Here is an 11,980-nt window from a genome sequence, read left to right on the forward strand (position 1 = left end):
CGATAAGCAAGCGCGAAAATATTATTGGGTTCCTACGATTTGCCATCGACTCAGCGTGCGCCGCGTGTCACCGACGCTCATCGGCACGCCGTCCGGTCCAGCAAACTTCCTTACGGGAATCTTATGAACACGAATGCCACGAAAGCTGCCCGCTCCCCTGTTCATCCGCTCGATCCGCTGAGCGGCGAAGAAATGCAGCTTGCCTGCGATCTCGTGAAGGCTGCCGAAAACCTCGATTCGCACGCGCGTTTTCCGATGGTCGAATTGCGCGAGCCGCCGAAAGCCGAAGTCGTCGCGTTCAAGACGGGCGAGTACTTTTCGCGCACGGCCTTCGTGCTGGCGATCGACCGTTCGAACGGCACGACAATCGAATTCGACGTGGACCTGAGAGAAAAGCGCATCGCGTCGCGCCGCGTGTTGCCGTTCGATCAGGCGCCGTATGGCCAGCCGCCGATCATGATCGACGACTTCATGAACGCCGAACAGATCGTCAAGAACGACGAAGCGTGGCGCGTCGCGATCATGAAGCGCGGCCTCAGCGAAAAAGATCTGGAGCGCGTGCAGGTCGATCCGTTCTCGGCCGGCTGCTTCGACCGCGAAAACGAAAACGGCCGGCGTCTCGTGCGTTGCGTGAGCTATTACCGCGAGACGTTGACCGACAACGGCTACGCGCATCCGATCGAAGGCGTGCTCGCGGTGGTCGATCTGCTCGAAAAGAAAGTGATCGAACTGATCGACGACGGCCGCATCATTCCGATTCCGCGCGCCAAACACAATTACGACACGCCGAGTCTCGGCAAGCCGCGCGACACGCTAAGACCGCTGTCGATCAATCAGCCCGAAGGCCCGAGCTTCACAATCGACGGCTGGCACGTGAGCTGGCAGAACTGGACCTTCCGCGTCGGCTTCACGCCGCGCGAGGGACTCGTGCTGCACCAACTGTCGTGGGACGACGGCAAGAGCACGCGGCCGATCATCTACCGCGCGAGCGTCACGGAAATGTGCGTGCCCTACTCCGATCCGAGCACCAACCACTACTGGAAAAGCGCGTTCGACGCGGGCGAATACGGGCTCGGCAAACTCGCGAATCAGCTCGAGCTCGGTTGCGATTGCCTCGGCACGATCCGCTATTTCGACATTCCGTCCGCCGACGATTTCGGCAATGCGTTCGTGATGAAGAACGCTGTGTGCATGCACGAGGAAGACTACGGCACGCTGTGGAAGCACTATGAATTCCGCACCGGCGTGTTCGAAATGCGCCGCTCGCGCCGGCTGGTGATCTCGTTCTTCGCGACGGTCGGCAATTACGACTACGGCTTCTACTGGTATCTGTACCAGGACGGCACCATCCAGCTCGAATGCAAGCTGACCGGCATCGTGCAAACGTCGGCGGTGGCCGACGGCGACACCTATCCGTGGGGCGGCATGATCACGGAGAACCTTGGCGGCCCGACACACCAGCACTTCTTCAACGCACGGATGCACATGATGGTGGACGGCGAACGCAACAGCGTCACCGAGCACGAATTCGCACCGCGCCCGATGGGCGAGACGAATCCGTACGGCAACGTGTTCGATACGACGAAGCGCGTACTCAAAACGGAGAGCGAAGCCGCGTGTCTCGCGAATGGGCGAACGGGCCGCTACTGGAAGGTCGTCAACCCGAACGTGAAAAACGCGGTCGGCGCGAATCCAGGTTACAAGCTGATCGTCAACGATTCGCCGTTGATGCTCGCCGACGAACGTTCGAAGGTCCGTCAACGTGGCGGCTTCGCGACTCGTCACGTGTGGGTCACGCCGTTCGACCCAGCCGAGCGCTATGCGAGCGGCGACTATCCGAACCAGCATTCGGGCGGCGACGGCTTGCCGCGATATATCGAGGCGAACCGCAACATCGAGAATGAAGACCTCGTGTTGTGGCACAGCTTCGGCCACACGCACGTGTGCAAGCCCGAGGACTTTCCGGTGATGCCGGTCGAGTACGCCGGTTTCATGCTCAAGCCGAACAACTTCTTCTGCGCCAATCCGACGATGGACTTGCCGGCCGAGCGGGATCTGAATAGCGTCGAAGACGGCAAGTCCCCGGATCATGGCTGCTGCAAGCACTGATCCGACGATGCGCGACGCGCAGCCCTGCGGCGCGCCTGCGAGCTGGCGTGGCGTGCTCGCCGCGTGCGCGGCCGGTTCGGCGTGCGTGCTAATCGCCAGCGGCGCCGCCGCGTGGTCGATGTGGGCCGGCTTCGGTCCACACGCCAGCGCGCTGTGGATGAGCGCGCTGGCGCTGGCGTCGATGATGGCGGCGCCGCTGTTGATGGCGCGCTCGACACGCCGCCATACGACGTTGGCCAGTGCCGCGACGCTGGTCGTCACGCTGAGCGCGATGAATTCGCTGCCCGCGTATCTGAACGGCTTGCAGCACGGCAACGTGGTGGCTGCGTTGATGATCGCGCTCGGCGGGACATTGCTGTCTGGCTGGCGGCACCTGAACAGCGCGGTCGCCCGCGCGTCGCATCACGCGATCGAGTCGATCCGAACGAGCCGCTCCGCAGGTGCAACGGCGCTGCTTGCACTGTTCGCGGGAATGTCGAGCGGCTCTCTCGCGCGCTTCCAGTTGTTTGCGTTATGTGGTGGCGGCGTTACGGCCAACGGCGCGTCACCTTTCTGGCAGCTAGCGCTGATGTTGACGATCGTCTGCGCGCTCGCCTGCCTCGCCGACCGGTCGCAACACAAGCGCGTGCTGACGCTGTCGTACCTCGCACGCGCGGCGTTGCTCGGCGCACTCGCAAGTGCGGACCGTCCCGCGCTCGCTCCACTCGCGGTAAAAATCTTTTTACTGCTCGATTGCGTGACGATCCCGGCACTCGCGAGCTTGCGGACCAACGGCCCCAACGCGAAGCGCATGTTGAGCGCGAGTTGCCCCGGCCTCGCGCACCACATCGGTATGCTGGCTGGCGCAGCGTTGTCGACGACCCCGTACTTTTTCGGCGACGGCTTCGTCGTGCTGTTGGCCCTGAGCGCGGCGGCGAACCTGCTATGCGCCGCGTCGCTGGTCACTCATTGGCGCGACGCTAAAACGCTCGACCCACACGCGCACCGCTATCGCCGCGAGGCTCATTTTTCCGGCTAGCACCGCGCCACATCACCAACGAACTCAAGACCGACCCAACGGAGACGAAGCATCATGAGCGAACACCACCTCGCAGCAGCGGCATTGCCGCAGACCATGTTCATCAACGGCGAAAAGACTCGCAGCGCAGCGGGCAAAACTTTTGCAGTCTTCAATCCCGCCACCGCCGAAGAACTCGCGCAGATTCCCGACGCGTCGGAGTCGGATATCGACCACGCGGTGAAAACCTCGAAAGCCGCATTCGAATCCGACGCATGGCGCAGAATGCCGCCAGCCGCTCGTGAACGCCTGCTGCTCAAACTCGCGGATCTCGTCGAACAGCACACCGACGAACTCGCAGCGTTGGAGACGCTCAACCAGGGCAAGCTGCTCGGCTTCTCGAAGATGCTCGAAGTGGCAGGCAGCGTGCAATGGCTGCGCTATATGGCCGGCTGGGCCACCAAAATCGAAGGCACCACGTTCGATCTGTCGATTCCGTTTCCGCCGGGCACGCGCTACAACGCGTCGGCCCGGCGCGTGCCGGCCGGTGTCGTCGCCGCGATCGTGCCGTGGAATTTCCCGCTGCTGATGGCGGTGTGGAAAATCGCGCCGGCGCTCGCGTGCGGCTGCACCGTCGTGCTCAAGCCCGCCGAAGAAACGCCGCTCACCGCGATCCGCCTTGCCGAGCTCGCGCACGAAGCGGGTTTTCCGCCCGGCGTGTTCAACGTGGTGACCGGTCGCGGTGAAACGGCCGGTGCTGCGCTGGTCCGGCATCCGCTCGTCAACAAGGTCACGTTCACCGGATCGACCGAGGTCGGCCGCATCATCGGCCGGCAATGCGCGGGCGATCTGAAGCGGGCTTCGCTGGAACTCGGCGGTAAGAGCCCGGTGATCGTGCTCGACGATTGCGATCCGCGCAAGGCGATCGAAGGCGCGGCCGGCGCGATCTTCTTCAATCACGGCCAGGTGTGCACGGCGGGTTCGCGTCTGTACGTGGCGCGCTCGATCTACGATGAAGTCGTGCAAGGCGTCGCCGCCGTGGCCGACAGTATCGCGCTCGGCTCCGGCTTCGATGCCGCGACGCAGATGGGGCCGATGGTTTCCGCGCGGCATCGCGACAAGGTGGTCGGCATGATCGCGCAAGGGCGGCAGGAAGGCGGCGAGATCGTGTCGCGCGACGCACGCGTGGACAGCGACGGCTACTTCGTGCGCCCGACCGTAATCGCGAACCGCGCATGCAGGCCGCTGTCGGTCGTCAAGGAAGAGGTGTTCGGACCGGTGCTCGTCGCGATGCCTTACGACGACCTCGATGAAGTGCTGGCCGAGGCGAACGCGTCCGAATACGGGCTCGGCGCGAGCGTCTGGACGAATCAGCTCGACAAGGCGCTGCGGCTCGTCGATGGAATCGAAGCGGGCACCGTGTGGGTCAACACGCACAACATGGTCGACCCGGCGATGCCGTTCGGCGGTTTCAAGGCGTCGGGGATCGGCCGCGAACACGGTAAGGCGATCATCGACGCCTATACCGAAAGCAAGTCGGTCTGTATCGCGTATTGAGCGCGCGCGGCTTGCGACGCAGACCGCGTGCGCTTTCCCTCACTGCTCCACCATCGCCTTCAACCTCGACAGCGCCTGATCCCACTGCTGCGAAATCGCGTCCAGCGCGCGGCGTGCTTCGTCGAGATGAGCGGGCGTGAACGCCCACAAGCGTTCACGCCCGACCTTCACGTCGTGCACGAGGCCCGCGTTGGCGAGCACCTGCAGATGCTGCGTCACCGATTGCCGCGTGATCTCCGTGCCCGAGGTCAACTGCGCGATCGACATCGCACTGCCCGCGCACAACACAGCGACGAGACGCAAGCGCGTCTCGTCGCCGAGCGCCGCGAAAATCGGCGCGGAGTTTTTCAACGCGGATACCTTCAGACCGGCGTTCGCCGACGCCGCCTTAACCTTTCGCGACATACTGTTCGATATTGACCAGCTGATGATCCCAGCCGCCGTTGTTCATCCGGAACGCGTCGGCGCGGCGCCCAACGGGAAGCCGGTCGAAACCCGTTTCGACGACGCGCAGCATCGTGCCCCCATCGACGTCGCTCAGTTCGAACACGACCAGCGTGGTCGGCTCCGCCGAGTAGTCGACCGCTGCGTCGATCGCGCCCGGATGCCAGCGCCACGACAGGTGATGCTCCGGCTCCACGCGTTCGATCAGCAGCTCCACGACTACGTGCTCATAGCCCGCAAAGGTCAGATTGCCTTGCACGGACTGGCCGGCCGCGAGCTGTTTGCCGGTCAGATTCATGCCGAACCAGCTGCCGAGTTCCTCGGCATTGGACAACGCGCGCCAGACTCGCGAGCGCGGCGCCTTCAGCAGAATCTGCTTCTCGATGCGATCGGTCGATGTGTTCATATGCAGCCTCCTGACTGCATATTAGAAACTCCAGTTCCAACATGCAAGGACTTGACTGCATATTTTTTCTAGCGGATTTTCGTAGGATCGCTCACGATTCGTCGTGCTCGTTGCGATCCTCGTGCGGCTGAGCAAGCGCGCAGCCGGGAAATTCATGAGCGCGAACGCCGCGACCGGACGTGTCGCGCGTTCGCGCCCAGCTACCGCCATGACGCCCACGCGCACGTCCATGCCACTCGGCAGCAGGCGTGGTGCCATCAACCGGCCGCGCACACTCATATACGGCGGTATCACGCCGTTCGCGCGACATCACTCGGTGGCGTGAGCGCGCATCACGCCGCCTTGCATCGACCACGCCATCCACGGACGGCGCAGCGCGACGATCGCGACGAATGCACACGCAGCCAGCGCACCGAAGGTTGCGAAGCCCATCTGATAGCTGCCGGTGCTTTCCTTCGCGATGCCCATCACGACCGGCAGATAGAAGCCGCCGATGCCGCCCGCCGCGCCGACGATGCCCGACATCAGACCCGTGCGGCCCGCCCAGCGATGCGGCACCAGCTGGAAGGTCGCGCCGTTGCCGAGACCGAAGGCCACGTAGAGGCACAACAGCAGCGCAATGCCACCGGTCAACGACGGCATTGCCGCGGCGAACACCAGGTCGCACAACGAAATCACCGCGAGCAGGATGGTCAGTGCGCGCACGCCGGACACCTTGTCGGCGATCAGACCGCCGAGCGGGCGCACCATTGCGCCGGTGGCAGCAAGCAGCGCCATGAAAAGGCCCGCGTCGATCTTCGACAACTGGTATAGGTTGGTCAGCAGCAACGACACATACGAGGACATGCCGACAAAGCCGCCGAACGTAATGCTATACACCAGCATGATGACCCACGTATCGCGTTCGCCGAGTACCGAGCGATAGCGCTTCGGCAACACCGCGATCGCGAGCAGCGCGCCGATCACCGGCAACAGCAGCACGCCCGTTTTGCCCGCACCGAACAGCCCGGCCTCGACCAGCAGCACCAGCACGATCAAACCGCCGAGCGTCAACGCGAAGCTGCCGAATGCACGCAGCACGCTGCCGGATTTCACACCCGCGTCGTTGGCCCAGAAATACAGTGTGATCGCGGCGATCGCGAGCAGCGGCAGTGCGCCGCCCGCGGCCATCTGCCAGCCGTAACGCGTCGCGAGCTGCGGGAACAGGAAGCCGTCGAGCACCGCGCCGATATTGCCGGCTGCCGCGAGACCCAACACCAGGCCCTGCACTTTCGGCGGATAGTTGCTGCCCGCCATCGGCAGCGCGACCGCGAAGCTCGCCCCACCCACGCCAAGGAACACGCCGAGCACCAGCAGCAAGTCATACGACGGCACCGACTGCAACAGCGGCAGCACGATGGTCGGCACCGCCGACAGCAGCACGCCCATCAACGCGATGCGCTTGCCGTGTGCCGATTGATACAGATTGCCGAGCGTCACGCGTAGAATCGCCGCCGACAGCACCGGTACCGCAACCAGCAAACCCTGCTGCGCGGGTGTCATCGCAATACTCTTGCTGATGAACGGCGCGAGCGGTCCATATAGCACCCACACGGTAAAGCCGGTGTCAAAATAGAGGAAGCACGCCACCAGCGCGCGCCAGTCTCCGCTCTTAAGGGAGCTCATCACGTTTTTCATCAGACATCCTCACAAAACTGATTTTTCGACTGCCCATCCATGGCATCGAACGCCATGCACCGGCCTGTCACGAGATTGAAAATCCGGTCTGCCCATGCAACTGCCATGCCGATCCGGGTCCGTCTTTTGAAACTGACCTGCGTACTTTTGAAAACTGTCGAGTGTGGCTGTATCGAGCAGCGCCGAAGCGCGAAGCCAATCAGTACACGTCGCGTGCATAACGTTTGTCGCGTGCGAGACGGCTCACGTATTCGGCCGCCTTGTCATCGCTCATGCCGCCGTGCGTGGCGATCACATCCTTGAGTGCCGCGTCGACGTCGCGCGCCATCCGATTTGCGTCACCGCACACGTAGAAATGCGCACCGTCTTCGAGCCATGCCCACAACTGCGCACCTTGCTCGCGCATGCGGTCCTGCACGTAGATCTTGTCGGCCTGGTCACGCGAGAACGCGAGGTCGAGCCGGGTCAGCACACCGCTGTCGCGCATCGCTTCGAGTTCGTCGCGATAGTAGAAATCGGTGGCCGCGTGCTGTTCGCCGAAGAACAGCCAGTTGCGTCCGCGGTCGCCGCGCGCGCGACGCTCGTGCAAAAAGCCGCGAAACGGAGCGATGCCGGTGCCGGGGCCCACCATGATCATCGGCGTGTCGGCGCTGTGCGGCGGACGGAAATGCGCGGACTTCTGCACGAACACGGGCACGTCGATATCACCTGCGCGGTCGGCGAGAAACGTGGACGACACGCCTTTGCGATGACGCCGCCCATTGCTGTAACGCACCGCCGACACGGTCAGATGCACTTCGCCTGGATGCGCGTTCGGGCTCGATGCGATCGAGTACAAACGCGGCTGCAAACGCTTGAGCATGCCGGTCAATTCGGCTGCGGAAAGGCTTACTGGAAATTCGTGCAGCACGTCGGCGAGTTGCTGGCCCCACAGCCATTGCTTGAGATCGGCCTTGCGTTCAGGCCTGAGCAGATCGCGCAACGCGCCGTTGCTGCTGCGCGCGGCGATGAACGCGAGCGCGTCCGCACCCGGTCGCGCGATCTCGTAGTGCTTGCCGAGTGCATCGGCAAGACGCATGTCGCCCGCGCCTGTCACGTGCACCGGCGCATCCGCGCTCACACCGCTCAGCGTGATCAATTCGTCGACGAGTTCGGGGCAGTTGCTCGGCCAGACGCCGAGCGCGTCCCCTGCTTCGTATTCAAGGCCGGAGTCGGCTGTATTCAGCGAGAAATAACGCGTGTCCTTCGCGGCGCCCTGACGGTTCAGGCGCAGATTGCTGACGAGACGCGATGCGGCCGGCCGCCCTTTGGTCGGCACCGCGCCGGGCACCACCGCGTTGATCATGCCGCCCGGGGGCACCGCGTGCAGCGCCTCGTCTTCCTCGCTGATACGCACGATGATGCGTTCGAGCCACGCGTCGGCGTACTGCTGATACTCGCCGTCGCAATCGACGCGCTCCATCAGACGCTGCGCGCCTTGCGCGGCGAGACGTTCGTCGAGACGGCGGCCGTGGCCGCAGAACTGATCGTAGTTGCGGTCGCCGAGCGCCAGCACCGCGAAACGTACGCCGTCCAGACGCGGCGCATCGTCAGCGCTCAATTGCGTCCAGAAGGTTCGCGCATTATCGGGCGGATCGCCGTCACCGAACGTGCTCGTCATCAGCAACACGTATTGCGCTTTCGCGAGCGACGACACCTCGTAGTCCGCCATGCACGAAGTGCGAATCTCGAAGCGCGACTCCATCAGACGCGTGGCATAGCGCTCGGTGAGCGATTCGGTGTTGCCGGTTTGCGAGGCCCACAGCAAGGTCACTTTGGGGCGTACGCGAACGATGCGCACGCCAGATGCTTCAGGCGTACCGGTTGAAGACGTGGTCGCAAGCGTGGTCGATGCAAGCGTCGCGCTGCGGCTATACAAACCGGCCAGCAGACCATCCACGTGAAGGCGATTCGCCGGATCGAACGGCGCACTGCGTGGCAAAACCGGCACGCTGTCGATCCCTTGCACTTCGGCCGAACGCAAACCGCTAACGAAGCCCGCCAGATAAATGCGTTCGGCGTCGCTGAGCGACGGCGCGGGCATCGGCGGCAATTGCAACAGGCTGGTGAGTGCGTCGATACGGGGCATGTGCTGATCCTTGCTGCTTGCGGCGACTGCAACCTCGTCGCCGGGTACATGGTCGTGTCCTTGCAGAACCGGCTCGACGGCATCTAGCGTGACCGGACTCAGCGCGACCGCGCAGAACTTCAGTTCGGGCTGCTGGGAAACCGGATCGATCGCGTCGCTCGTCACCGTGTTGATGCACAGGTCGTCGCCGAATACGTCGTTCCAGTGCATCGGCGCGAAGCAGTTGCCCGCGCTCACGCGTTCGGTGACGACCGCGGGCAGCACCGCGCGGCCACGGCGCGAACGGATCTCGACCGGGTCTTTCGCCTTGATGCCGAGCGTCGCCGCGTCTTCTGGATGAATCTCGACGAACGGACCGGGGTTCAGCTTGTTGAGCATCGCGACCTTGCCGGTCTTGGTCATCGTGTGCCATTGATGCTGCAGGCGACCCGTATTGAGCACGATCGGAAATTCGCGGTCCGGCAATTCGGCCGGCGCCGCGTAAGCGCGCGCAAAGAACATCGCCTTGCCGCTCGTGGTCGGAAACACGAGGCGCGGACGGCTGCCGTCCGGCAGTTGCTTCAACGTCTGGCTCACGCCGTCGTTGAGATAGCGGATCGGGTTGCGCTCCGCTGAAGCGCCGGACGACAACGGCCATTGCAGCGGCGTGTCCTTCAACCTGCGATGACTCGCGCCACGCAGGTCGTAGCCCGTGTTCGGATTCGACGCGCGCGTGATCTCAGCGAAGACTTCTTCGGCGCTGACATAGCTGAACGCATCGGCGAAGCCCATTTCACACGCGACGCGCGCAATGATCTGCCAGTCCGGCAACGCGGCGCCCGGCGGCTCGATGCCCTTCTGCATCAGCGTGAGATTACGCTCGGAGTTGATCATCACGCCCTCGGCTTCGGCCCACAGCGCGCCGGGCAACAACACGTCGGCGTAACGGTTGGTCTCCGTGTCGAGGAATGCGTCCTGCGCGATCGCGAGTTCGGCCGCGCGCAATCCGGCGATCGCGTTCTGCCGGTTCGCGACGCTCGCCACCGGGTTCGTGCAGATGATCCAGCACGCCTTGATATCGCCCGCGGCCATGCGCGCGAACATGTCGATCGTGCCGTTGCCGACTTCGGTTCCGAGCGTGCCCGGCGCAATGCCCCACAGGTCTTCGACAAACGCGCGGTCCGCGTCGACCAGCACCGAACGCTGGCCCGGCAAACCGGGCCCCATGTAGCCCATTTCGCGGCCGCCCATCGCGTTCGGCTGACCCGTCAGCGAAAACGGCCCGCTGCCGCGCCGGCAGATCCTGCCGGTCGCCAGATGCAGATTGCAGATTGCGTTGGTGTGCCACGTGCCATGCGTGCTCTGGTTCAGACCCATGGTCCAGCAGCTGATCCACTCGTTCGCCGTGCCAATCATCTGCGCGGCGCGGCGAATATCGTCAACGGCGAGACCGGTGATTTGCGCGACGTATTCCGGCGTATAGTCCGCGAGAAACGCGGGCATCGCGTCCCAGCCTTCGGTGGCCTCCGCAATGAAAGCGGCATCCGTCTGGCCGTTTTCGTGCAGCAGATGCAACAGGCCGTTGAGCAGTGCGAGATCGGTGCCCGGCTTGATCTGCATGTACAGATCGGCCTTCTCCGCCGTCGCGTTGCGGCGCGGGTCGACGACGATCAGCTTCGCGCCGGCCTTCACACGGTCCATCAACCGCAGAAACAGAATCGGATGGCAGTCGGCCATGTTCGCGCCGATCACGAAGAACAGGTCCGCGTGGTCGATGTCCTCGTATGATCCAGGCGGGCCGTCCGCGCCGAGCGAGAGCTTGTAGCCGCTGCCCGCGCTCGCCATGCACAGGCGCGAATTCGATTCGATGTTATTGGTGCCGACGAAACCCTTCGCGAGCTTGTTGACGAGGTACTGCGCCTCGATCGACATCTGACCTGACACGTAGAACGACAACGCGTCGGGTCCGTGCTCGTCGAGCAGGCTACGCAGACGCGCGGCCGTCGTGCTGATCGCCTGCGCCATCGGCAACGGCACCGGGTCTTCATCACGCGCGTGACGCACGAATGCGCTTTCGAGACGACCGGACTTGCGCAACGCGACATGCGCCGATTGCCCCTTCGTACACAGTCGTCCGAAGTTGGACGGATGCTCCTTGTCGCCGGAGATTTTCACGACCTGGCCGTCCTCGACGTGCAGCACCATTCCGCAGCCGACGCCGCAGTAGGGACAAACAGTCTTTACGTTAGTGGAGGACATAAGCGGAGGCGTGATTGGCAAGAGGTTCAGGAATTCGGCGACTCAGACCGCGACCCACACGTGGCCGTCTTCGACGCGCGTCTCGAACGCTCCGACCGAATACGACGGCGTCTCGAGACATTCGCCAGTGCGCAGATCGAAGTGATGCTTGTAGATCGGCGAGGCGACCACGACACGTTCGCCGAGGCTGCCGATCAGTCCACGCGACAGCACCGCCGCCTGCGAGCCCGGATCGAAGTTCTCGATCGCGTAGACGGTGTTGGCGTCGCCGTTTTTTACGTGGAAAACCGCCACCTGTTCGCCGTTGACCAGCGCGCAGACACCGGTGTTGGGTACGATGTCGTCGAGCGGGCAGATGGCCGTCCAGGGCCGTGGTACGCGATCGTTGTTCATGGCGTTGGTTCTCGCTAGGTGAGCAATGAAT

The 11,980-nt window shown here is 63.7% G+C and carries 8 protein-coding genes; 3 read left to right on the forward strand and 5 right to left on the reverse strand.

All coding sequences use genetic code 11. The features are described from left to right. Nucleotides 1–123: 123 nt before the first annotated feature. From BGI01S_RS06800 to styD, 3 genes are read left to right on the forward strand one after another with little or no spacing between them, the layout of a single operon-like run. On the forward strand, nt 124–2,109 hold the full coding sequence (locus tag BGI01S_RS06800; RefSeq protein WP_042323540.1) for a primary-amine oxidase: 1,986 nt from the start codon (nt 124–126) through the stop codon (nt 2,107–2,109). After that, on the forward strand, nt 2,090–3,127 hold the full coding sequence (locus tag BGI01S_RS06805) for a hypothetical protein (RefSeq protein WP_157004126.1): 1,038 nt from the start codon (nt 2,090–2,092) through the stop codon (nt 3,125–3,127). The genes BGI01S_RS06800 and BGI01S_RS06805 overlap by 20 nt, the downstream gene beginning before the upstream one ends. 54 nt (nt 3,128–3,181) lie before the next feature. Further along, nucleotides 3,182–4,663, forward strand: coding sequence for a phenylacetaldehyde dehydrogenase StyD (gene styD, locus BGI01S_RS06810; protein WP_042323544.1), 1,482 nt, complete (start codon nt 3,182–3,184; stop codon nt 4,661–4,663). A gap of 39 nt (nt 4,664–4,702) precedes the next feature. Here the strand turns inward: styD and BGI01S_RS06815 are convergent, their stop codons facing one another. The 5 genes from BGI01S_RS06815 to nirD all read right to left on the reverse strand — a co-directional run bounded on the left by BGI01S_RS06815 (nt 4,703) and on the right by nirD (nt 11,949). Next, complete coding sequence (locus BGI01S_RS06815) at nt 4,703–5,068, reverse strand: ArsR/SmtB family transcription factor (protein WP_042323547.1); 366 nt, start codon at nt 5,066–5,068, stop codon at nt 4,703–4,705. Then, entirely contained in the window at nt 5,052–5,513 is a 462-nt protein-coding gene (locus BGI01S_RS06820) for an SRPBCC family protein (protein ID WP_042323549.1), read from the reverse strand. Before BGI01S_RS06820 ends, BGI01S_RS06815 begins: the two co-directional genes overlap by 17 nt. Nucleotides 5,514–5,822: 309 nt before the next feature. Further along, entirely contained in the window at nt 5,823–7,190 is a 1,368-nt protein-coding gene (locus BGI01S_RS06830) for an MFS transporter (RefSeq protein WP_042323553.1), read from the reverse strand. Between the two features lie 199 nt (nt 7,191–7,389). Further along, the gene (locus BGI01S_RS06835; RefSeq protein ID WP_042323555.1) at nt 7,390–11,556 is read right to left on the reverse strand and encodes a bifunctional nitrate reductase/sulfite reductase flavoprotein subunit alpha; all 4,167 of its coding nucleotides are present in this window, start codon (nt 11,554–11,556) and stop codon (nt 7,390–7,392) included. Between the two features lie 42 nt (nt 11,557–11,598). Continuing rightward, nucleotides 11,599–11,949 (reverse strand): nitrite reductase small subunit NirD, encoded by a 351-nt coding sequence (gene nirD / locus BGI01S_RS06840; protein ID WP_042323557.1) that lies wholly within the window; start codon nt 11,947–11,949, stop codon nt 11,599–11,601. Between the last annotated feature and the right edge of the window lie 31 nt (nt 11,950–11,980).

Source organism: Paraburkholderia ginsengisoli NBRC 100965 (genome assembly GCF_000739735.1).
Lineage (GTDB): Bacteria > Pseudomonadota > Gammaproteobacteria > Burkholderiales > Burkholderiaceae > Paraburkholderia > Paraburkholderia ginsengisoli.